Origin of the sequence: Ruminococcus sp. AM42-11 (assembly GCF_003480145.1) — a bacterium.
Lineage (GTDB): Bacteria > Bacillota > Clostridia > Lachnospirales > Lachnospiraceae > Blautia_A > Blautia_A faecis.
Genome location: NZ_QUIO01000010.1, coordinates 40,823 through 62,508 on the forward strand (window position 1 = coordinate 40,823; position 21,686 = coordinate 62,508).

At 42.5% G+C, this 21,686-nt stretch carries 22 protein-coding genes and 2 pseudogenes; 1 reads left to right on the forward strand and 23 read right to left on the reverse strand.

The window, feature by feature from the left end:
- Window positions 1-14 precede the first annotated feature (14 nt).
- The 10 genes and pseudogenes from DW904_RS07785 to DW904_RS25210 form a co-directional block, all read right to left on the reverse strand.
- Entirely contained in the window at window positions 15-791 is a 777-nt protein-coding gene (locus DW904_RS07785) for a SipW-dependent-type signal peptide-containing protein (protein WP_118579088.1), read from the reverse strand.
- A 21-nt stretch (window positions 792-812) separates the two neighbouring features.
- Window positions 813-1,499, reverse strand: a complete 687-nt coding sequence (locus tag DW904_RS07790) for a hypothetical protein (RefSeq protein WP_118579091.1) — start codon at window positions 1,497-1,499, stop codon at window positions 813-815.
- 10 nt (window positions 1,500-1,509) lie between these two features.
- Entirely contained in the window at window positions 1,510-2,013 is a 504-nt protein-coding gene (locus DW904_RS07795) for a hypothetical protein (RefSeq protein ID WP_118579094.1), read from the reverse strand.
- A gap of 464 nt (window positions 2,014-2,477) precedes the next feature.
- Window positions 2,478-3,059, reverse strand: a complete 582-nt coding sequence (sigH, locus tag DW904_RS07800) for an RNA polymerase sporulation sigma factor SigH (protein WP_118579097.1) — start codon at window positions 3,057-3,059, stop codon at window positions 2,478-2,480.
- Window positions 3,060-3,073: 14 nt separating this feature from the next.
- Window positions 3,074-3,805: a 23S rRNA (guanosine(2251)-2'-O)-methyltransferase RlmB gene (gene rlmB / locus DW904_RS07805; protein ID WP_118579100.1), complete on the reverse strand. Its 732-nt coding sequence runs from the start codon at window positions 3,803-3,805 to the stop codon at window positions 3,074-3,076.
- A 50-nt stretch (window positions 3,806-3,855) separates the two neighbouring features.
- On the reverse strand, window positions 3,856-4,281 hold the full coding sequence (locus DW904_RS07810) for a ribonuclease III domain-containing protein (RefSeq protein ID WP_118579103.1): 426 nt from the start codon (window positions 4,279-4,281) through the stop codon (window positions 3,856-3,858).
- Window positions 4,266-5,675, reverse strand: a complete 1,410-nt coding sequence (gene cysS / locus DW904_RS07815) for a cysteine--tRNA ligase (RefSeq protein WP_118579106.1) — start codon at window positions 5,673-5,675, stop codon at window positions 4,266-4,268. Before cysS ends, DW904_RS07810 begins: the two co-directional genes overlap by 16 nt.
- Before the next feature lie 94 nt (window positions 5,676-5,769).
- Window positions 5,770-6,243, reverse strand: a complete 474-nt coding sequence (gene ispF, locus DW904_RS07820) for a 2-C-methyl-D-erythritol 2,4-cyclodiphosphate synthase (protein ID WP_118579255.1) — start codon at window positions 6,241-6,243, stop codon at window positions 5,770-5,772.
- 305 nt (window positions 6,244-6,548) lie between these two features.
- On the reverse strand, window positions 6,549-6,920 hold the full coding sequence (locus DW904_RS07825) for a RidA family protein (protein WP_118579109.1): 372 nt from the start codon (window positions 6,918-6,920) through the stop codon (window positions 6,549-6,551).
- A 164-nt stretch (window positions 6,921-7,084) separates the two neighbouring features.
- Window positions 7,085-7,168 (reverse strand): annotated as a pseudogene (locus DW904_RS25210) (DUF6783 domain-containing protein); the annotation flags it as partial.
- On the opposite strand from DW904_RS25210, the pseudogene DW904_RS25215 reads away from it, so the two are divergent.
- Window positions 7,145-7,195: pseudogene (locus DW904_RS25215) on the forward strand (DUF6783 domain-containing protein); the annotation flags it as partial. The pseudogenes DW904_RS25210 and DW904_RS25215 sit on opposite strands and share 24 nt — an antisense overlap.
- Window positions 7,196-7,235: 40 nt before the next feature.
- Here DW904_RS25215 and DW904_RS07835 read toward each other — a convergent pair.
- The 13 genes from DW904_RS07835 to DW904_RS07895 form a co-directional block, all read right to left on the reverse strand.
- The gene (locus DW904_RS07835) at window positions 7,236-8,738 is read right to left on the reverse strand and encodes a serine hydrolase (protein WP_118579115.1); all 1,503 of its coding nucleotides are present in this window, start codon (window positions 8,736-8,738) and stop codon (window positions 7,236-7,238) included.
- Between the two features lie 123 nt (window positions 8,739-8,861).
- Window positions 8,862-11,231 (reverse strand): ATP-dependent DNA helicase, encoded by a 2,370-nt coding sequence (locus tag DW904_RS07840; RefSeq protein WP_118579118.1) that lies wholly within the window; start codon window positions 11,229-11,231, stop codon window positions 8,862-8,864.
- Between the two features lie 89 nt (window positions 11,232-11,320).
- Entirely contained in the window at window positions 11,321-12,100 is a 780-nt protein-coding gene (locus tag DW904_RS07845; RefSeq protein ID WP_118579121.1) for a TIGR03915 family putative DNA repair protein, read from the reverse strand.
- Window positions 12,097-13,446, reverse strand: a complete 1,350-nt coding sequence (locus DW904_RS07850) for a putative DNA modification/repair radical SAM protein (RefSeq protein ID WP_118579124.1) — start codon at window positions 13,444-13,446, stop codon at window positions 12,097-12,099. The genes DW904_RS07845 and DW904_RS07850 overlap by 4 nt, the downstream gene beginning before the upstream one ends.
- Window positions 13,447-13,792: 346 nt before the next feature.
- Window positions 13,793-15,112, reverse strand: a complete 1,320-nt coding sequence (locus DW904_RS07855) for an aspartate kinase (RefSeq protein WP_118579127.1) — start codon at window positions 15,110-15,112, stop codon at window positions 13,793-13,795.
- A 73-nt stretch (window positions 15,113-15,185) separates the two neighbouring features.
- On the reverse strand, window positions 15,186-15,866 hold the full coding sequence (gene tsaA, locus DW904_RS07860; protein WP_118579258.1) for a tRNA (N6-threonylcarbamoyladenosine(37)-N6)-methyltransferase TrmO: 681 nt from the start codon (window positions 15,864-15,866) through the stop codon (window positions 15,186-15,188).
- Between the two features lie 80 nt (window positions 15,867-15,946).
- Window positions 15,947-16,291 carry a DUF1622 domain-containing protein gene (locus tag DW904_RS07865; RefSeq protein WP_195409451.1) on the reverse strand — a complete coding sequence of 115 codons (345 nt, stop codon included), beginning with the start codon at window positions 16,289-16,291 and terminating at the stop codon, window positions 15,947-15,949.
- 87 nt (window positions 16,292-16,378) lie between these two features.
- Window positions 16,379-17,536 carry a 23S rRNA (uracil(1939)-C(5))-methyltransferase RlmD gene (gene rlmD / locus DW904_RS07870; protein ID WP_118579264.1) on the reverse strand — a complete coding sequence of 386 codons (1,158 nt, stop codon included), beginning with the start codon at window positions 17,534-17,536 and terminating at the stop codon, window positions 16,379-16,381.
- A gap of 16 nt (window positions 17,537-17,552) precedes the next feature.
- Window positions 17,553-18,116, reverse strand: coding sequence for a phosphatase PAP2 family protein (locus DW904_RS07875; protein ID WP_118579130.1), 564 nt, complete (start codon window positions 18,114-18,116; stop codon window positions 17,553-17,555).
- 176 nt (window positions 18,117-18,292) lie between these two features.
- The gene (locus DW904_RS07880) at window positions 18,293-19,210 is read right to left on the reverse strand and encodes an LCP family protein (protein ID WP_178090676.1); all 918 of its coding nucleotides are present in this window, start codon (window positions 19,208-19,210) and stop codon (window positions 18,293-18,295) included.
- Between the two features lie 107 nt (window positions 19,211-19,317).
- Window positions 19,318-20,073 (reverse strand): immunoglobulin-like domain-containing protein, encoded by a 756-nt coding sequence (locus DW904_RS07885; RefSeq protein WP_118579136.1) that lies wholly within the window; start codon window positions 20,071-20,073, stop codon window positions 19,318-19,320.
- A gap of 27 nt (window positions 20,074-20,100) precedes the next feature.
- Window positions 20,101-20,835: a Wzz/FepE/Etk N-terminal domain-containing protein gene (locus tag DW904_RS07890; RefSeq protein WP_118579139.1), complete on the reverse strand. Its 735-nt coding sequence runs from the start codon at window positions 20,833-20,835 to the stop codon at window positions 20,101-20,103.
- An 81-nt stretch (window positions 20,836-20,916) separates the two neighbouring features.
- Entirely contained in the window at window positions 20,917-21,648 is a 732-nt protein-coding gene (locus DW904_RS07895; protein ID WP_118579142.1) for a CpsB/CapC family capsule biosynthesis tyrosine phosphatase, read from the reverse strand.
- Between the last annotated feature and the right edge of the window lie 38 nt (window positions 21,649-21,686).

A 21,686-nucleotide genomic window follows, 5' to 3' on the forward strand; every position in this document is an offset into this window, starting at 1 on the left:
CTCTTCCTTTCTGATCAGTTCTCACTGCCGCGGTTTATTTCCTGCAAGGTTCCTCCTTTAATTTCTTCATCCAACATGCGGTAAGCTTCTGACTGGGTAGCAAATCCTTTGCTCTGAATTGCCTGTGCTGTTACTTTCAGCTGATAATTTCCAACTTTCTGCATCTGTGTCTGGTTCCAGTCTGTAGGAATCGCAATATTGGTAAACAGGGTAGACTCCTCTCCAATATTTAAAATTCCATCCCCTTTTGCTCCCATATAATTGAAAACAAGTTTTGAAGCAGTGGAGCGTGCCGTGTCCTTTGTCCACAATGGATTTACCATTGGATAGGCTGCCAGCTGTGCAAGGTTGTAGCCAGGAATCCTATCCTGAATCAGTCCGGTAGCCTTACCTTCTTTTTTGTCATATCCACCGGTAAAAGTCTTATCAAAATAAATGGTTTTATAAATCAGATTCAACGCCTGATCGTCTGTGATCGGTGTCCCCTGACTATTCAGAATGTCCACACTCATTCTCACATAACAGGGCTCGTCCCCGTTTTTGTCGGAGGTGATGTTCTTTACAGTTGGATTTTTGTATACCGTGTATCCCGGATACATATTCTTTCCATCGTTTTCATTTGGATCCCAGTCCGGTTCTTTCAGACCAATATCAAGGTCCCCTGTGGTAAAAACATTGGTCTGCACAGAATTTTCCGTGAAATAAGCCATTGTGTTTCCAATTCCAAATAACATGGCACATGAAAGTGCTCCCGCAAATAATACATTTCTTTTTCCTCTGCTCATTTTCATATTTTCTCTTCCTTTCTCTCATTAAAAATGAAACAATCCTGCTTCATACGCACTTTTTGGATTGTTAAGACCAAAATATTCTTCTCCTGTCATCTGCTGAAGAATCTGTCCGGAAATCTTAATTTCCACCCCGCCCATTTCCTGAATCCAGGTCTGCCTGCGATTATTTACCTTTTTATCCACCCAGACCTTTGTAAATAAAGGAACAGTTGTTTCTCCTGTACCATTCAGGTTCCTTTTCAAAACTTTCGAGTAGTAAAAATACTGTACAGGGTCTGTCTTTTTCTGATCAGCAAATCGCACCCATTCTCCTTTAGCGGCATCATCACTGTTATAATCAATGGTATAAACCTGGACTACTTTTTCCATATCCTGAACGCTTAAGACTTTTCCTCTTTTGCTCTTATCCGGGCAATTCTGACTGTAAACGAACTCACATTTCAATGCTGCAAGCTCATTCATATTCAGTTCTGATGTATTGGTTATCTGAGGATCTTTTGCAACAGAAGAACCTGGAACAGTAAGTAATCCTTTCTGTGGATTCCAGGACGGCTCTGTAAGAACTGCATCCAGGCCTTTTTCCCCGGCAAATGTCAGCCTGTTTGCAACTTGTCCTGTGTCACCAAGATAAGCAAGTGTGCCGCCAGTTCCCACAGCCAGACATAACCCGGTTCCAAAGATCAGTGCTGCCTTTTTCATTTTTTTCATGTGCACCTCCTTACAGTCTTGCAAAGGCTTCTTCCGGAGAAGAAAATCCTTCGCTCTGAACCGACTCTTCATACACAAGAATATCAAATGGAACTAAATCTTCTTTTTTTACTGTGTTTTTTATAACAATATTATCAAAAACCGTATCTGTTCGCTGTCCTGGCTGAAGCTGTTTCTGATAATAATAGTATCCGTCTTCTCCTGTTTTCCAACTGTCTTTTATCTTAAGAGGCTCACACTGCGCCTGTGCATCCAGATTGCTGAATACTACCCTGACCCGGACATATACCGGAATCACAGAATCATTTACAATACATGGCTTTTTCTTTATGACCGATCCTGGTCCAGGATCGGCCGGAGGATCAAACTCTTCTTCAATGTGTGTCTTATTCTCCACTATCTTTATCCTGTTAACAGTTTCCTGGCGGTCAATTAAATAGGCATACACCATAGAACCTGCTGCTCCCGCCAAAAGGCAGAACGCTAGTACAAACAGCATCCATTTCTTTCTCATGGATCAATCACGGCAGGAACCGTTCCTGCTTACTCCTTTCCTCCTGGAATTTCTGTTATTTTGCAGACCTGCTGCAAAACAGCTACTGCTCAAAAAGACCAGTAACCATAAAATCAGCACATGGGTACCACCTCCTTTACAAAGAACCAGAACGGTCATATCTGTCATTAGGGATTTTTCGAAAATTAAATAGTAAAAAGAATAAAAGATTTGATTTATAAATACATCTGAGATCAGTGAAATAAACAGAAACTATAATTATTAATATTTTAACAATTTCTAAGATACAATAATTAATTAAATGGATTTTAATAACTGAATTAACAAATTTGAATTAAAGATTAAATTGACGCGTCTTCTGTGACGCATTGATTAATTGATATGATAACATGTTTTTTGAAAAAGTCAATACAGGAAATAGAATTTTTCTATTTCCTGTACCAGCTCCTGGACTAGAAAAGGCTCTAGCTTATTACCTCGCGGATTTTGGAGCGGATTCTCTGCAGAGCATTATCAACAGATTTTGGAGATTTATTCAGGATTCCTCCAATTTCCACATATCCTTTTCCCTTCAGATACAAATCCAGCACTTTATTTTCCATAGGACTTAAATAATCTGAAATTCTTTTCCGAAGATCCTCTGTAGTCTCCTGATCAATAATGATAGATTCCGGATTCTCCACGCTCAGTTCCCAGATTGGACTGCTTTCATCCTCCTGATTCAACGATACATAGGAATTCAGAGGCTGGTGCTTCTGGCGGTTAGAATTCTGAATGGCACTGTATATCTGCCTGTCAATACACACTCTGGCAAAAGTTGCAAAAGATGCCTCCTTATCTGTCTGAAAATCCCGGACTGCTTTAAACAAACCGATCATTCCTTCCTGAATCAGGTCATCTGTATCTCCTCCGATGAGGAACATGGCCCGGGCTTTCTGACGCACCAGCCCCTTATATTTCTCCATCAGATAATCTTCTATGGCTGTCTCTCCAGCCCGCAGACGGGCAATCAGTTCTTCATCACTTACACCATCGAACTTTCCCATATTTCCTCCGGATTTTATTTCATTCTCTGGCGAACCACCTCATAGGCAAGGATTCCTGCTGCAACAGACGCATTCAGAGAATCAATATCTCCCTTCATAGGAATAGCTGCCACAAAGTCACATTTTTCCTTTACAAGACGGCTCACGCCCTCTCCCTCATTTCCGATTACCACACCCATAGGACCGGTAAGATTCAGATTGTACATCAGATCTCCGCCCATATCTGCGCATACGAACCACATACCCTCTTTTTTCAGCTCTTCGATGGTCTGTCCAAGATTAGATACCTTGGCAACTGGTGTGTAGTTCAAAGCCCCTGCAGAAGTTTTTGCAACTGTTGATGTAAGCCCTGCCGCATGTCTTTTCGGAATGATAACACCATGTGCGCCTGCAAGGTTGGCAGTACGGATAATAGCTCCCAGATTATGGGGATCTTCGATATCATCAAGAAGAAAAATGAAAGGTGCTTCTCCTTTTTCCTTTGCTTTATTTAAAATATCCTCAATTGTGGAATATTCATATGCAGCCACCTGCGCGATCACGCCCTGATGGGCGCCTGTCTCGCTTAACTGATCCAGACGCTCTTTCTGTACAAAATTAATGATCGTATCTTTTTTTCTTGCCTCACGGATAATGGTGCGTACTGGTCCATCCTGGCATCTGTCCAGAACAAAAAGCTTGTCCACGCATTTTCCTGAGCGAAATGCCTCTAATACCGCATTTCTTCCTTCAATCTGCTCGCTCATTTGCAGCCTCCTGTCTCTTATTGCCTTTGTAAAATCATTGCTGTTGTTCTTTATAAATTCTCTTCCGGAATTCCTTTTCTCACCAGTTCCACAATTCTGGAATAATCTTCTTTCAGGTACAAATATCCCATCAGTGCCTCAAAGCCTGTAGCCCTGCGGTAATCTGCCATTGTAGCATGCTTGGCCATTGTAGGGGAATGTGCATTTCTGCCTCTTTTATAGACAGCCAGTTCTTCTTCTGTAAGATCAGGTTCCAGAAGTTCCATCATCTTTGACTGCGCTCCTGCCTTTACCAGGCTGCTGGCCTTTTTATGAAGCTGATTCACCGGACAGTTGCCTTTTTTAACAAGGATTGTCCGGATCACCAGTTCATAAACACCATCTCCAATATAAGCCAGTGTCAGCGGGGAATAGGTTCGCAGATCCCTGTCTTTCAGTTCAAACAGTTCTTTTAATTCACTTAAGCCCGTTTCCATTTTACTCCTTCACGTGTATCTTTAAGAATGATTCCCTTTACAAGGAGTTCATCACGAATCTCATCTGCTCTTGCAAAATTCTTTGCCTTTCTTGCCTCCTGGCGCTCTGCAATCAGATCTTCGATTTCTTTATCCAGAATTTCTTCTTTCTTCACAGCAGCAAGTCCAAGCACATCACAAAGCTTCACAAGAATTTCAAGAATTCCTTCTGCAAAAGCGGCGCTGCTTTCTTCTGTTACATTTGTATTGGCAAATTTGACCAGTTCAAATACAGCTGCAAGCGCATCAGCTGTGTTGAAATCGTCTTCCATTGCTTCTTCAAATTTCTTTACATATCCTTCTGCCTCTGCAAGAAGTTTCTTCTCAGCCTCAGTAAGTTCAACAGCAGATGCCTTCTCCTTACGGTCTTTCAGGCGTCCTGCTGCCTCTGTAATTCTCTCAAGGGCATTCTTGGAAGACTCCATAAGATCAGCACTAAAGTTCAGCGGACTTCTGTAGTGTGCATTCAGCATGAAGAAACGAAGCACCTGCAGGTCATACTGCTCGCTGATCTCACGCACAGTACGGAAGTTTCCAAGGGACTTGGACATTTTACGGTTATCAATATTCAAGAATGCATTGTGCATCCAGTATCTTGCAAAAATTTTGTCATTGCAGCATTCGCTCTGTGCGATTTCATTCTCGTGATGCGGGAAAATAAGATCCTCACCACCGGCATGGATATCAATCTCGTCTCCAAGATATTTCTTAGACATAACAGAGCACTCAATGTGCCAGCCCGGACGGCCATCGCACCACGGAGAAGTCCAGTATGGTTCCCCTTCTTTCTTCGGTTTCCAGAGTACGAAATCCAGCGGATCTTCTTTCTGGTCCTCTCCTGATACCTGAAGTGCACGGAATCCAGACTGCAGGTCATCCAGGTTTTTGTGGGAAAGCTTTCCATATTCTTTAAATTTCTTTACACGGAAATATACAGTTCCGTCTGCCACTGCATAAGCATATCCTTTATCCATAAGAGTCTGGATCATGCTGATCATGCCGTCAATTTCCTGAGTTGCCTGAGGATGTGTAGTAGCAGGCTTCACGTTCATTCCTGCCATATCCTTTTTGCACTCTTCAATATATCTCTGGGAAATTTCTTCTGCGGAAACTCCCTCTTCGATTGCTTTCTTGATAATTTTGTCATCTACATCTGTAAAGTTGGATACATAGTTTACTTCGTATCCTTTATATTCCAGATAACGGCGGACTGTATCAAAAATGATCATTGGACGTGCATTACCAATATGGATCAGGTTGTATACAGTAGGTCCGCAGACATACATTTTTACCTTTCCCTCTTCAAGGGGTACAAATTCCTCTTTCTGACGGGTCAGCGTATTAAAAATCTTCATTTTATTTCTCCCTCCGGTCAATTTCTCTAAATGTTATTTCGCAGCTACCAATTCCAGACTTCTGCAGCATTTTGTACTTGTGCGCACAACAACATTATTTCTTGTATAAAAGGCAGACTGCCTGGGAAGCAATTCCCTCTTCTCTTCCGGTAAAACCCAGCTTCTCCTCTGTGGTAGCCTTGATATTCAGACAGTCAGGCTCCATATGCAGCGCTTTCGCAATGTTTTCCTTCATCTGTGGAATATGAGGTGCCATCTTCGGCTTCTGGGCAATGATCACAGCGTCAATATTTCCTACACCATATCCTTTTTTTTCCAGAAGAGAGGCTACATGTTCCAACAGCTTTACGCTGGAAATCCCCTCGTATGCCGGATCTGTATCTGGAAAATGCTGTCCAATATCTCCAAGAGCTGCAGCTCCCAAAAGAGCATCCATAATCGCATGAATCAGTACATCTGCATCTGAATGTCCCAGCAGGCCTTTCTCCCACGGTATCTTCACACCGCCAAGGATCAGATTCCGGTTCTCTGTCAGTCTGTGTACATCATATCCCATTCCCACTTTCATAAGATTATCCACATTTCGTCCCTGCCTTTCTTCTTGAAAGGGATTTTCCTGCATAGCAAAAAATCCCCATGCTATCGTTCGCTATTATACATGATTTCCAACTAAAAAGCAATCCGTCAACAGTTTAATATGCCAGGGATTTCTGTCTGACATTCCAGACTGCGTTGCAACAGAATTCTGCACAATTTTTATTTATGACAAAGGCCTCCCGGGTGAACCCCAGAAGGCCTGACAATATATATTCTAAATATTTGCATATCTTTAAATACAAAAACATTTGACATATTTTCCTGTGGGCAGTGCTATTAAACTTCTGCGATTACCTCAACTTCGCAAAGAACATTCTTCGGAAGAGTTTTCACAGCAACACAGGAACGTGCTGGTTTGTTTACAAAGTATTTCGCATATACTTCATTAAACTTGGCAAAATCTCCCATATCAGCAAGGAAGCATGTTGTCTTAACTGCCTTCTCAAAGCTACTTCCTGCTTCTTTCAGTACTTCGCCAAGATTCTTCATAACCTGCTCTGCCTGAGTCTCAATGGTATCTCCGTTGATCTCGCCTGTTGCAGGATTTACCGGAATCTGTCCAGATGTGAATAATACTCCATTTAAGATCATTGCCTGGGAGTATGGTCCGATTGCTGCTGGTGCCTTCTCTGTATAAACTACTTTCATGGTGTAAATCTCCTTTCAATTTTTCTTTTATTGTCTTCATGCTATCGCAAAATTTTATTAGTGTCAAGCAATTTTTTTGTACGAATCTGGAAAGTAATTTTATTCTGCCTTGCAGGATTTTCCTATTACATAAATAACGTTTGCTGCACAGTCTTAGGGCGTGTTTAAAAAATCATTCCCGCAATCTGCACGCCCCACTTTGCGGGAGATTTCACCCGAATTCGGTTGCAGTAGCCCGCTACGGCACCCTCATCCGGGCGAAATCTCCCACAAATTGTGACGCACATCTTGCAGAAAGCCTTTTTCAAACATGCTCTAATTCAAATAATAATAAACCATCGCAGAAATCCTTTGAATATTGGAAACAGCATCTGCTTCCTTTCCTACATTCTCAGACATTACACACAGAATATAATCCGTTCTAGCTCCATAGACAATTCCAATATCGTGCTGGCTTTTATCATTTTCACCAGTTTTATTCGCTACCTGAACAGATTCCTTAAGCCCGCCAGGAATCTTTGTTCTGGTATCCTGATTCAGAAGCAAAGACAGCATCTGGTCAGAATCCTCCGGACTTACACATTCTCTTCGGTAAATCTTCTCCAGCAGAGTGCCACAATCCTCCACAGAGGTCATATTACTGCTGCCAATCCCTTCCGAATCTGTATTCGAAGGCGCAAGCGTATGAAGCACAGCGGTCTCTTTATAGCCCTGTTCCCTAAGATACCTGTTAATTACACGTGCACCTGCATTGAATTGATTGGAAGCAGTCTGAAGCCTTACCATTTCATTAAAAGACTCATTGTCACTGTAGGTTACCATATTCTCCATAAGCCGAAACAGCTTGTCTGTCACAGTCTGACTAGCTGGATCTGCTTTCAGAAGTATCCCCTCAGCTATCCTGATTTTTTCCATATTTTCATAACTTGCAGCCATTGTAAATGCTTTTATCAGACTTGCAGAAGATATGGCTTTATCATTGATGGAGAACTTCTCTCCGCTCTTCAGATCTTTCACATAGACGCTCCAGTCCCCTTCCAAATTTTCCGTAAATTCCTTCACAGCTTTCTTCAGATTTTTGATCCCCGGATCCGTCAATTCCTTGATACTGCCATCTTTTTGGATTGTCAAGCCCTCTGGTGTAGTACCAGCTTCTTCCACTAATACGCCGCTTGATTCATCAAAATAATAATACCCGGAAAATCTCTTTTCTCCCACATTCATTTCCTGGATATAATAAATGCCACCTTCCTGACACACTCTTCCATTTCTGTCAACGTAATACCCGCCATCTAGTTTTATCTGTCCAATCTCTTCTTTTAGAATACAAACTCTTCCGGTACCGGAAAGCCTTCCAAGGTTATTTACCACATAAATCCCCGAAGTCCATCCTGCTTCCACAGTTCCATCTTCTGCTTTCGGGAGTGCTTCCTGTGAAATGGCTGTAAGATGTGCTTCAGAAGCTTTAAATTTTCCTGTCTCGTCGTGATAATAATATCCATTAAACACTGTTCCATCTACAACAAAATGGTCGAAATAATGTATAGCCTGAACGCAGTCTCCTGAACCATCTTCATTCAGACAGTAAAAGCCGTCACTTTTCAACATATATTTGCCATCACTGTTGGGAATAGGAAGTATCTTAGCTTCCTCTGTAACAGATGACAGGCTGCCGCCACTTTCTGATTCCGCCAATACAGTCAGAACTTCAGGCTTCCATAACAGGAGCCCGCTGTTGCTGCACCAAAATGCTGCCCCCAAAAGGACTGCCATTCCAGCTGCTTTATACAGCCATCTGGTTTTTTTGCCTTTTTTCATGTTATTCTCCTTTTAATAAGGGCAGTATAACCTGTTTCTGCTTTGTATGCAACCTCTTTGTTTGCCATGATATTTTTACAGACTCTGTAATGAGTTTGAAGAAGGCTTTCTGCAAAATGTACGTCACAATTTGTGAGAGATTTTGTCCGGAATACTCTCCCAAAATTTTTGCAGCTGTGCTTCCACATTTGACAATGTACACGTTTTCCTGTCATTCCACTCCACCGGAAAAAGATTGCTGTATTCTCTCTGCCGGAACCGTTCATCCAAAAGGAGAATAACACCATGATCCTCCCTTGTGCGGATTACTCTTCCAGCAGCCTGCAGAACCTTATTCATGCCAGGATACCTATAGGCGTAATCAAATCCATTTTCCCCATTTTCTGTGTAAAAAGAACGAAGAATTTCCCTCTCATTTCCCAACTGGGGCAATCCGGTTCCCACTAAAATGGCTCCAATCAGTTTTTCTCCCAGCAGATCAATTCCCTCAGAAAAAATACCACCCATAATGCAAAAAGCTACCAGTGATTCCTGATTCTGTTCAAATTCCTGAAGAAACTCTTCTCTTTCCTGTTCCTTCATAGAGTTGTTCTGACAGATACACTTCACCCAGTTTACAGAAAATTCTTCTTCGTAGACTGCATAAACCTCTTCCAACATTTTGTAAGAAGGAAAAAATACCATATAATTTCCCTTGCGCTGCCATACAGTCTTTGCTATATATTCCGCAATTTTATGATATTCCTCATATCCCCTGCGACTATATAAGGAACTTACATCGCCGGCATTTAAAATACAGCGGTTCTTCTGTGAAAACGGTGATTCCACGTAGATTCCATAATCGTCCTGCCTGTTGCTGAGCAATTTCCTGTAGTAGTTCATGGGCAGCAATGTGGCAGAAAAGAATACGGCACTACGGCCTTTCTTCAGATATTCCCCCAGGTTCACTGCCGGATTTACACAGAACAGTTTCAGGCGAAACAGACCATCTTCTCCATTCTCAGCATAAACTACATAGTTCTCATCTATCAGTTCTGCAATATTCAGAAAATTGCGAATATCAAAATAAAACTTTATTGCTTCATCTTCCAGTTCCACATCCTTATGTGCTTCCAGAAAAGCATCAAATTCTCCCTGAACCTTTAAAATCGTCATAATTATGGAACCCGTGCCTGGGAGAACGAGGTAATTTCCACAGTCCACCTGTAGTTCTTTCAGCTGTTTATCCAGCTTTCCAAGGGAGCGGTAAAGCCGGGGTGCTCTTTCTTTCATAACTTTTCGAACCCGAACAGCATCTTCCCTGCAAATAGAAGCGCTGTACATCTCTCTTCCCCGTTCTGCCAGATTATGAGCTTCATCAATGAGAAAGATATAATCTCCACCTGCACCTTCCCCGAAAAAACGTTTCAAATGAACCGTAGGGTCAAACACATAATTATAATCACAAATTACAGCATCCACCCACACAGACAGATCCAGACACATTTCAAAAGGACATACCTGCCATTTCTCTGCCTGCTCCCGGATAGTCTCCCTGTCATATCTGCTCTTCGTCGTCCACAGCTCATAGACAGCGTCATTGACCCTGTCGAAATGTCCCCTGGCGTAAGGACAATGTACCGGATCACATTTGGTTTCGTCCATAAAACACAGCTTCTCCTTGGCTGTAATGGTCACCACTTTGTATTTCATTCCCTTTTCCCGAAGCACCTCAAAAGCTTCCTGAGCCACTGTTCTTGTAATAGTCTTGGCTGTAAGATAAAAGATCGTCTCCCCTTTCCCTTCGCCAACAGCACGAACTGCCGGAAATATGGTAGACATAGTTTTTCCTACACCGGTAGGTGCCTGAATAAAAATCTGACGACTGGCTCCAATTGCATGGTAAACACTGCTCACCATCTTTCTCTGACCCTCTCTGTAGGAAAATGGAAATTCCAGGCTCTGAAGAGAATGATTTCTCTCTTCCTTCCATTTTTTCTGATAACTGAGCCATTTATGATATTCATCCAGAAGTTTCTGGTACCATTCTTTCAGTTCCTCTATGGAGATCACCTCCCGGAACCTTTTCACCACTTCTGTCTCCAGATTGGCATATGTCATCTGGATTCCAATCTTCGACAAGCCTTCCTGAACACCGTAAATATAGCCATAACACATAGCCTGAGCCTTATGAACCTTCACAGGCTCTTCCATCTGTTCCACATTTCCATATATTCCTTTAATCTCATCGATCCAGACAACTTCATCTTCTGTAAAAATTCCATCTGCACGACCTTCTAACCGAATGTCCAGATCCTCATAGCTGCAATTCATCCGCAAAGCAACCTCTGCTCTGTAGTCTCCGCCCATTTGTTTCTGAAGCTTCCGATGCAGTCTGCTGCCCTTTAACATAGCATCTTTGTCTATAGTACCTCTTCGGTTATCAAGATCACCGCTTTGCAATATAAACTCCACAAGATTTCTTACTGATATTCGTGTTACCGGATTGTCCATTTCCAATTTACCGCCTTTTACTGGTCTGCTGCCTTCCAAACAAAGATACCTTATCCGTAAGCATTATAACACGAATTTTACTTATCGGCCTATCCTTTCACAGAAAACTCCGGCATATTACTCCGAAAATGCAAAGCAAGCATCTGCTTCTGAAGTTTCTCATTCCTCCTTGCTTCAATGGATATGCTATCACAAAATGTCTGCCACAGTTCCTCGTACTCTCCCATATCCCCTACGGCGCTCCCTGGCACCTGTATACGCACTTCTTTTCTCATGACGCACTCCTTCCCTTTCTCATGGCACAACGCCTTCTGCCTCTTCTCATCATAGATTACCCAGTTCTCATTGGGAAAGCGATTGGAAAAATGAAGAGCCATAAGAGACAGGATATCATTCCCCGGCTGGATCTTTGCCAACAGAAACCTTCCGCCAATCTCCCTGAAACGGACAAACCCAAAATAATGGTGATATTCCCGCTTCACGCAGAGTGCCATTTTCGCAACCCTGGATACATATGGATCTGCCAGTGCCTCCATTACACGTTTTTCGCATCTGCCTCCCCCCAAAGCCCGGTGCAGCACATAATAAATGGCAGTTCCCCTGTCTTCATCTGCTGAAGCTGCCGCCAGACAAATCTGTTCGTAAACCTCGCTTCCCAGTCTCATAAGAATCGTCCTCATAACCTTACCAGCCTTACTCTGATCTGTAGCAATCTCCCGATAAGAAGTGAACAATTCCATGCTTACAGGAAAACTGGTCTGAATGTTCACTTTACAGCCGCCTGCACACTCTTTCCATCCATCATAGACAGCAGAAAAAATTCCCTCCATAGAGTCCTCACATACCAGGATTCTTTTCTCTTGATTCATATAGCTCCCACCTTTCTGTCCACATGATTCTTTGTATTTTCTGTATACAGTCTTCTGCTCCCCATCTCATCTCCAAAGAGGGATAATTGCTGAAATGCAGCTTCATTCCCATGCTTCCGGCAGTTCTCTTCATCCAGAAGATTACGGGTAATATAAGATTCCTCCAACCTGGTATTGTACATCATGCGGCCATTACAGGTGATAAAATATAAGGCACGCTTCAGAACCACACCAATCCTCTTCAAATCTGCAAATTCCAGGGAATGGGTTCTCCTGGCCCCAATGATTCTTCTGGCAGAGGTATAACCGATTCCCGGTACACGAAGAAGTTCATAATAATCTGCCTGGTTGATCTCTACCGGAAAAAACTCCAGATGTGACACTGCCCAGTCTGCCTTGGGATCCAGAAGAAGGTTAAAATCCGGATGCTTCTCTGAAAGCAGTTCTGAAGCCCGAAAACCATAAAACCGCATAAGCCAGTCTGCCTGATAAAGCCGGTGTTCCCGCAAAAGAGGCGGACCTGATAAGGACATGAGCAGATCCTTATCTTCATTTACGGCGACAAAAGCCGAATAAAAAACTCTTTTTAATGCAAAGTTCTTATACAAAGATTCTGCTACTGACACGATCTGATAATCGCTCTCCCCCATAGCTCCAATAATCATCTGGGTACTTTGACCGGCTGGTACAAACTTAGGGGCATGACGGTACAGAACCAATTCCTCCTTATTCTGATCTCGCTGCTGCTGAATCTGCTTCATGGGGCGAAGAATGGTTTGCCTGCTCTTATGCGGTGCCAGTTTCCTAAGCCCGTCTGCAGTAGGAAGTTCCAGGTTCACGCTCATGCGATCTGCCAGATACCCCGCCCTGGCGATCAGTTCAGGAGCAGCACCTGGAATGGCTTTCAAATGAATATATCCCTGAAAATGATATTTATTACGAAGAAGATTTACTGTACAAAGCAGTTCTTCCATAGTCCTGTCTGGACTTTCCTTTACTCCGGAACTTAAAAACAGTCCTTCAATATAGTTCCTCCTGTAAAATTCCATAGTCAGACGACACACTTCTTCTGGGGTAAAACTGGTACGCACCACATCATTGGAGGTTCTGTTTATACAGTATTTACAGTCAAATACACATTCATTTGTATAAAGGATCTTCAAAAGACTGATACATCTGCCATCCTGAGCAAAACTATGACAGATTCCGGCAGCAATGCTGTTTCCCATGCCCTTTCCATCTCCCTTTCGATCCACACCACTGGATGTGCAAGCCACATCATATTTCGCGGCATCCGATAAAATCTCCAGCTTCCGCTTCAATGTCATTGATTCCTGAATAATCATCCCGTAACAAAGCTCCTTTTATGTAATCTGTGTTTCGCATTCTTTATTATTCTCAATTTCAGAACGTTTGTTCTTGTTTCATTTTAGAACATATGTTCTGTTTTGTCAATATCATAAAACGGCACGAAATTTTTTCTATACAAAAAGAGCCATAAATCAAAGATTAATTCTAACACTACCTTTGATTTACGCTCTTATCTCATTCTTTTACTATTAAAACTCCCGGACGACAGCCAGAAATGGTACATGCTTACATCAGCGAATTCATGAATACCAGACGTTCTGAACGTATGAGCAGATTTTCATATATGTGAATGCTGCTGACAGGTGACCTATCCACTCAATTTCAAATCTGTGTCAGCACAAAAATATCATAAATTGCTTTCACTGCATTTTCAAAATCACGGTTTTCCACACCGATAATAATATTCAGCTCACTGGAACCCTGGTCAATCATCTTGACGTTTACATTTGCATGTGCGAGGGCAGAGAAAATTCTTCCGGCTGTACCGCGGGTGGATTTCATTCCACGTCCTACAACTGCGATCAGGGCAAGGTCAGATTCCATTTCCACAAAATCCGGCTGAACCAGGCGATGGATTCCCGCAATTACCTGCTGCTCCTTTTCTTCAAACTCATCCTGGTGAACATATACTGTCATGGTATCGATACCAGATGGAACATGCTCAAAACTAATTCCCTGGTCTTCAAATACCTGAAGCACTTTTCTGCCAAATCCAATTTCACTGTTCATCATGGACTTCTCAATGTTGATAGAACAGAATCCCTTCTTTCCTGCAATACCGGTTATGGTATATTTCGGCTTGCGGCAGGTACTCTCCACAATAAAAGTTCCCTTATCCTCCGGACGGTTGGTGTTGCGGATATTAATCGGAATTCCCTCTTTTCTTACAGGGAAAATAGCATCTTCATGAAGAACAGTAGCTCCCATATAGGAAAGCTCACGAAGTTCACGGTATGTGATGGTCTCAATCACAGCCGGATTCTTTACAATTCTCGGGTCTGTTACAAGGAAACCGGATACATCAGTCCAGTTTTCATACATATCAGCCTTAATTGCCTTGGCAACCAGAGAACCTGTCACATCAGAACCACCTCTGGAAAAAGTGGTCACAGTTCCATCGTCCTTTGCACCATAGAAGCCCGGCACAACTGCATTCTCACATTTTGAAAGACGCTTGTTCAGAAGTTTGTCTGTTTTCTCCGAATCCAGATTTCCGTTTTTATCAAAACGGATCACCTCTGCTGCATCCACAAATTCATAACCAAGATAAGCAGCCATCACTTTGCCGTTCAGATATTCTCCACGGGAAGCGGCGTAATCCCTGCCAATCTGTGCTTTAAAATTCTCTTTGATCAACTGGAAATCCTCTTCCATGGAAAGAGCTAGGCCAAGCCCTTTAATAATCTCATAATAACGAGATTTGATTTCTTCTAAAACCTTTTCAAAATCACCGCCATTTGCAGCTGCGTCATAACAGCTGTAAAGAAGATCTGTTACCTTCGTGTCCCCGTCAAATCTCTTACCTGGTGCAGAAGGAACAACAAAACGTCTGCTCTCTTCACTTCTGATAATATCTCCGACTTTTTCAAACTGCTCCGCATTTGCAAGGGAGCTTCCACCAAATTTTACTACTTTTCTCATAATCCTTATGCTCCTCAAAAACTTTTTCTCCATTTTATGAAAAAATTCGACTTTTTGCAAGGGTTTTTTCGATTTAATTCGTGAAAGTGTTAAATACATTCAATACCCACAGTTGTTCTCCATCCACTTTAAACTGAATATCCCAGGATCCAAAAGACATTCCGTATTTTCTTTCAGGGTCCTTCTGATACCCAGGTCTTGGATCGTTTGCAAGGACAGCAAGAAGCGCTTCTCTTTTTTCCACTGGAATCTTCTTCAAAAGCTCTTCCGGAAACTCTACTTTCAGCTTATGATCCTGAATCTGGTCGGTAAATCCGCCTGCTGCTTCCGGATGGCTGTCCACGTAAGCCAGATAGGGCTTTATATCATAAATAGGTGTTCCGTCCATAAGATCCGCTCCTGATACATGAAGCACCGGTCCATACTTTTCAGAAAACTCTACGCTCTCCAGCCTTACACTGGAAAGTCCTATGGGATTTGGACGAAAAGGAGACCTTGTAGCAAAAACGCCCATTCTGACGTTTCCCCCAAGTCTTGGAGGACGCACTGTAGGAGACCACTCCTTGCGGACAGCCTGTGAAAATTCCCAGATCAGCCAGATATGGGTATACTCTTCCAGCCCTCGAAATGCCTCATGGTTCCGATATTCCGGTTCAAAAATAATATCCGCCTTTAGTTCCTGTATTCTGCCGCTCTGATGGGGAATTCCAAATTTCGTTGGAAAATCACTTCTGATATGAGCAATTACTTTCATTTCCATTGTTTGTTGTACCTTTATCAACCTTTATATGTGCACTTCTAAACCCACAGATATCATCTATAAACAGCGAATCTTTATTCCTTATGTCCGCCACTTTTTTCTTCCTCCTTGATTTCCCAGTGAAGCAGGAACGTAAGGGCTGCTCGAAGAGCAATAATTCCGGCTACAATTCCGATTTCTTTCCACTCACGTACCACTACAGTACGAAGAATCTCACTTCCCATTTTAAATTCCAGTCCCATAGCAAGTCCCCTCGCCAGATAGACACCAGTATCTCCGGCATGTTTCAGCCACTTGATAAATCCGGTAATTCCACTCCAGATAATAATGGCAACTCCAATAAACTCAAAAATTACAATGGCGAAACCAGCAATATTCTCCAGAACCCACTCCATAATTCCAGTTATGGTCGTCATCATAGGTACCTCCTTTTTCCTGCTGACAGGATACCTTTTCTTACAGAATATATTTTCATTGCTGCACAGCCTGTAAACAGCAACAGTTTCTTATTTTTGCTCCAGCCAGGTCACCACTTCTGTGTGATCTGTAAAACAAAACATTTCCACAGGCTGGATTTCTTTAACTATATAGTTTTTTCTCGTAAGGAAATTAAGGTCTCTTGCAAGTGTTTCCGGGTTACAGGAAATGTAAACAATTTTCTTCGGAGAGAGTTTTATTACGGAATTCAGGAATTTCTCGCTGCTGCCTGAGCGGGGAGGATCCATAAATACCACATCTGCCTTTTCACCAGCTTCTGCCATTGCCTCCATAAATTCACCGGCATCACCCTGGCGGAAAGATATGTTTACCACCTTATTCTCTCTTGCATTGATCCTTGCATCCCTGACTGCATCTTTATTCAGTTCCACTCCGACCACTTCTCTTGCCTTACCAGAAGCTACCAGACCGATAGTGCCAATTCCACAATATGCATCAATGACTTTTTCTTTCCCTGTCAGCCCTGCAAATTCCACAGCTTTTCCATAAAGAATTTCGGTCTGCACTGAATTTACCTGATAGAAGGATTTCGGTGAAATACGGAAGGATTTTCCACAAAGGGTATCACGGATAAATCCCTTGCCATAAAGCACGATTTCCCGCTCGCCAAGAACCATGCTTGTATTTTTGTCATTAATATTTAATACCACAGTACTGATCTCTGGATGAACTTTTCTTAATGCCTTCACAAAGTTATTCTTGGATGGAAAAATAGGAGAGGCGACCACCAGTACTACCATTACCTCACCTGTAGAAAAGCCACGACGCACCAGTACATGGCGCAGAAGTCCATATCCGGTATCCTCATCATATGTTTTGATCTTAAAAGACTTCAGCATTCCCCGAATGGTACGGATGATTTCCTGACTCTTCTTATCCTCAATCAGACACTGTTCAATAGAAACCACTCTGTGGGTACCAGCCTCATAAATTCCAGAAATAATATTTCCCTTCCGGTCACGGTCAAATACAGCATGAACTTTATTCCGGTAAAAATAAGGATCTTTCATTCCAATTACCGGCTTCACATTCCCAAACTTCTTCAAAAGCCCCTGTACCTGATTTTGTTTCTTTTTAAGCTGTGCGGAATAAGGCACACCCTGATACTGGCACCCACCGCACTTTTTTGCGTATGGACAGACTGTCTGTGTTTTTTTCTCTTCCATAAATTCTCCCTTATCTTTATTTTGCTTTTCGTTCTTCATAATATCTGACTAGAGCGTGCTCTAGCTTCAGCGCCGCCAACGCACTAAAAGTGCCTACAAGGGCTCCAGCCAGCACATCTGTAGGATAGTGTACTCCCACGTACAATCGGGACAAAGCGATCAGTACTGCCAGGACCATGGCTGCTTTTCCCCATTTTCCAGGAAAGGCTTTATAATATACGCCTGCACAGGCAAAAGATGCGCAGGTATGACCTGATGGAAAAGAATAGTCCTTCAGCCTGGCAACCAGAGGCACAAGTCCCTCCACAGAATCATAAGGTCTTATACGCGCTACCAGATCCTTAAGGCATAAATTCGTAACCACTGCCCCTATAGCCAGTGCCAGAAGTGCGGTTACACCTGCCTTTCTTGTCTTCTTTGGAAAAAGAAAGAGCAGCCCCAAAACAATCCAGAACCAGCCTCCGTCTCCTAGAAAGGTAATTCCCTTCCACAGCCAGGTAAACAGATCACTTCTTAAATACTGCTGTATAAAAAGCAGAATCTGTGCATCAATATTATGTATCCATTCAAGCAATTCCACTTATCCTCCACCCGCTTTCAATTCTGATTGCTGTCTATATATTTCTATAATTTATTTTTATAATGGTTCAGCAGACAGTGTGTAACTGCAAAGGAACTCAACAGCTGCTTTTATTTCGTTATTATAGCGTAAAAGACGGTTCGTGTGGTGCGAACCGTCTTAATTCTTTTTAATTCTTATTCACCTGCGTGATACAGGATCTGCTGAAGATATTGCCGATTCTGCTCAAGATCAGGAACCAGAACCTGCATGCCGTCAATCGTCTGAGGTGTGTAGGCTCCATCCTCCGGAATCCGGTATGATGCAATTTCATCTGTACCGATGTTCATCACATCCATGGCATATCCGGTTATATCCCACAAAGAAAGATCCGTAGTAACCATTGGAAGAACATCCTTAACCAGACCTGCAATATCAAAAACTCCCAGATCTTTTATCTTGGCAAAAGCAGCCATAAGTACTTCCTGCTGCCGCTCTGTTCTCCGATAATCGGAATTTCCAATAGAACGGTTGCGTGCATGGATAAGTGCCTGTTCTCCATCCAGATGGTTCATTCCTTCCTGAAGATTCCAGTCGCTTCGAAGAGGCTGAGGGTAAAGAACACTCTGATCTCGTCCGCAGATATAATCTGCTTCCGCCTGAGTCAGCTCCAGATCTATTCCTCCAACCTTGTCAACCAGAACCTGGAAAACTTCAAAATCCACTTCCACATTTCCATCTATCTTTACTCCGAAATTTTCTTCCAGAGTCTGGTCCAAAAGATCCATTCCTCCATATGCGTAAGCCGCATTAATACGAGTAGTCGAATATCCAGGAATGGCAACATAAAGATCTCTCATAAAAGAGGTCAGGCTTACAGTACCCTGATCCTTGTCCAATGTAGCAAGAATCATGGAATCGGAACGCTGACGGGACTCTCCCTCTCTTTTGTCCTGTCCGATCAGCAAAATACTCTTGATATTGCTGGTGGCCGCTTCAGCATCCGTATTCTCTGCCTTTACTGTATATGCAAACGCCGTACTCACAGCCGGGCTTTCCAGAAACAGCACCGCGCCAAGGCAGATAAGGGTCTTCTTCCATATGGTAGATCTCATATATTTGCTCCTATGTACATGTGCATGGTCAAAAAGGAATCTTTCTGCCGGTTCTTTCATAACCAGCAGTCGCTATTGATTACTGTTCACTCCGTTCACAGTAATCATTATTTTACTACAATTGTCAGAACAGCTCCGTTTGAAGCATTACCATTGGAGTCAACAACATAATAAGTCAGTTCATAAGTACCCGGAGTATTCACATCAACGGTTCCAGTGATCTGAATCTTACGATAAAGATCACTTGTTGAATCTTTATCGTCTTGAATGTCTTTGACATAACTCAGTCTGTCAATCTGTGTTCCCTTGGCAATTTCAACGTAGTAAGTATTCAGATAAAAACGCGGATCCTGAGGGTTCAGCTGGTCAATCTTTTCTTCTTCCCTTTCCTGCGCTTTTTCTTCTTCTGTCATTTCTGGTTCTTCTTCATCTTCTGAATCAGTCTCATTTTCATCCTGCAGGGCTTCATCCGTTTCTGCATCTGTATCTGTATTGTCAGAAGAAGTTTTGGTTTCTGAAGTAAATCCCATAAGATTTCCCTCGGAAGTCATATGATAAGTTACCTTTGTTACATTGTTACTGTTATCCTTTGCAACATAAACAACTGTGACTTCATCCCCTTTTTCATTTGGATAAACATTCTCAACTGTCAGGCTGGCTGAAACATCTCCATCTCTCTTGTCAACAGCTTTTACCCCTTCCAGAAGATCTTCCGTTGTCATATCCGCAGTGTAGCTGTTTTTCTTGCTCTCTGCAATGGTAATTTCCGGTCCCTTGCGATCCTGTCTCATATACAGCCATCCCAGGATTCCGGTCGCTCCTATTGCCACTGCCGCCATTAAAACAATCAACCATTTACGCATATCTGCAGCTCCTTATACTCAATTTCATCAGCGACGTTTTCTTGATTTCTGTTTCTTGGATCTGCTTTCTTTCTCTGAATATGGAATGCTTCCCAGAACAGAAAGTCCAAGATAACGCTCTACATCTTCCTCAACCTTGATCGTATCATTTGTAAGATAAATGATGATCACAATCGCCATTGCAATGATAACACCTAAAAGTCCACCGATCACACCATTCTTCGCAAGGCTTGGGCTGGCTTTTTCACTTGGGATGTTTGCGCTATCAACTACGTTAACCGCCTCAATATCCATAACTGACTGAATGTGCTCTGCTGCCATATCACGGATAGCATTGGCCATCTCGCTTGCTGTATATGGATCTTCATCAGATACTATGATCGTTACAATACGGCTGTCTGTAGAAGTATCTACCGTCAGTTTGCCAAGCAGCTGCTGATAGGTAATATTAAGATTCAGCTGTGCAATTACACCTTCAAGAACTGTACGGCTCTTAATAAGTTCCGCATAGTCCTTAGTCAGCTGTGTACTGGTCTGCATATCAGCACTGGTCAGTGTATTGCTGTCCTGTTTATTCAGCACCATGATCTTCGTGGTAGATTCATACTGTGGAGTGATAAAAAGCATTGTTCCGATAATGGAAATCACACCCAGAATGATACCGGAAAGAATAATCACTCCCAGCCTGCTAAGAATCAGGTGAAAAATCTCACCTAAATCGATTTCAATTTCATCGTTATTATTTGTAACCTGATTTTCCATTCTTCTTCTCCGTTACCCTGTAATTTTCTTTACTTTTTCTAAACAGATACATCGTTTCCAACGACATCCCATATATAAAAGTCAAAATCTCTCGTTATTTATAATACACTCCGGATTGCTGATAAAAATCATATCCGCGTAATCCGTACCCATCATTTTTTCAATTTTGTCGTAACATTTGCCAATGTGAGGCGTTCGTCTGGCCAGATCATGACCGTCAGACCCCACAAAATCCAACATTTCTTCTTTAATTACTTTCTTGCAGAAACGCTTGATCATAAAGCCATCCTCACCAATAATACTGTCCGCATTCATCTGAATATAGGCACCCATATCCCTGAGTTCATCAATAAAATCCAGACCGTTTTTTACTACCGAATGATAGCGTTCTACATGTGCGATAATAGGATAATACCCTTTCCGGATCAATGCCTGCACCCGTTCCCTGATATAGGACTTTTCGTCTGAAGTCCGAAACTCCATTAACACATAACGGGAACCTGACATGGTAAGTCTTTCCCCTTTTTTCAGACAGTCTGTCATATCCATACTGGAATGAAGCTCGCAGCCCAGATACATCTGAATACCGTCTTCTCCAATCTCAGCGGCAGCCTTCCTCACACGAAGGAACTGCTTCTTAACCTGTTCCAGAGACGGCTCAAACATATCATATCGAAAATGCGGAGTGGCAATAATGTTGCGGACACCATCATCATATTCCTTCTGGAGCATGCGTACAGATGTCTTGAGATCCTTCGCTCCATCATCAACTCCCGGAACAATATGACAGTGAATATCATAAATACCTTTCATTCGCTTCGCCCATTTCCAATCTTTTCATATAACAATCT

Excerpts from the sequence above, each read along its gene's own strand:
- DW904_RS07785 (WP_118579088.1), bottom strand. The coding sequence starts at position 791 with ATGAAAATGAGCAGAGGAAAAAGAAATGTATTATTTGCGGGAGCACTT.
- DW904_RS07790 (WP_118579091.1), bottom strand. The coding sequence starts at position 1,499 with ATGAAAAAAATGAAAAAGGCAGCACTGATCTTTGGAACCGGGTTATGT.
- DW904_RS07795 (WP_118579094.1), bottom strand. The coding sequence starts at position 2,013 with ATGAGAAAGAAATGGATGCTGTTTGTACTAGCGTTCTGCCTTTTGGCG.
- sigH (WP_118579097.1), bottom strand. The coding sequence starts at position 3,059 with ATGGGAAAGTTCGATGGTGTAAGTGATGAAGAACTGATTGCCCGTCTG.
- rlmB (WP_118579100.1), bottom strand. The coding sequence starts at position 3,805 with ATGAGCGAGCAGATTGAAGGAAGAAATGCGGTATTAGAGGCATTTCGC.
- DW904_RS07810 (WP_118579103.1), bottom strand. The coding sequence starts at position 4,281 with ATGGAAACGGGCTTAAGTGAATTAAAAGAACTGTTTGAACTGAAAGAC.
- cysS (WP_118579106.1), bottom strand. The coding sequence starts at position 5,675 with ATGAAGATTTTTAATACGCTGACCCGTCAGAAAGAGGAATTTGTACCC.
- ispF (WP_118579255.1), bottom strand. The coding sequence starts at position 6,243 with ATGAAAGTGGGAATGGGATATGATGTACACAGACTGACAGAGAACCGG.
- DW904_RS07825 (WP_118579109.1), bottom strand. The coding sequence starts at position 6,920 with ATGAAAGTAGTTTATACAGAGAAGGCACCAGCAGCAATCGGACCATAC.
- DW904_RS07835 (WP_118579115.1), bottom strand. The coding sequence starts at position 8,738 with ATGAAAAAAGGCAAAAAAACCAGATGGCTGTATAAAGCAGCTGGAATG.
- DW904_RS07840 (WP_118579118.1), bottom strand. The coding sequence starts at position 11,231 with ATGGACAATCCGGTAACACGAATATCAGTAAGAAATCTTGTGGAGTTT.
- DW904_RS07845 (WP_118579121.1), bottom strand. The coding sequence starts at position 12,100 with ATGAATCAAGAGAAAAGAATCCTGGTATGTGAGGACTCTATGGAGGGA.
- DW904_RS07850 (WP_118579124.1), bottom strand. The coding sequence starts at position 13,446 with ATGATTATTCAGGAATCAATGACATTGAAGCGGAAGCTGGAGATTTTA.
- DW904_RS07855 (WP_118579127.1), bottom strand. The coding sequence starts at position 15,112 with ATGAGAAAAGTAGTAAAATTTGGTGGAAGCTCCCTTGCAAATGCGGAG.
- tsaA (WP_118579258.1), bottom strand. The coding sequence starts at position 15,866 with ATGAAAGTAATTGCTCATATCAGAAGTGATTTTCCAACGAAATTTGGA.
- DW904_RS07865 (WP_195409451.1), bottom strand. The coding sequence starts at position 16,291 with ATGATGACGACCATAACTGGAATTATGGAGTGGGTTCTGGAGAATATT.
- rlmD (WP_118579264.1), bottom strand. The coding sequence starts at position 17,536 with ATGGAAGAGAAAAAAACACAGACAGTCTGTCCATACGCAAAAAAGTGC.
- DW904_RS07880 (WP_178090676.1), bottom strand. The coding sequence starts at position 19,210 with ATGAGATCTACCATATGGAAGAAGACCCTTATCTGCCTTGGCGCGGTG.
- DW904_RS07885 (WP_118579136.1), bottom strand. The coding sequence starts at position 20,073 with ATGCGTAAATGGTTGATTGTTTTAATGGCGGCAGTGGCAATAGGAGCG.
- DW904_RS07890 (WP_118579139.1), bottom strand. The coding sequence starts at position 20,835 with ATGGAAAATCAGGTTACAAATAATAACGATGAAATTGAAATCGATTTA.
- DW904_RS07895 (WP_118579142.1), bottom strand. The coding sequence starts at position 21,648 with ATGAAAGGTATTTATGATATTCACTGTCATATTGTTCCGGGAGTTGAT.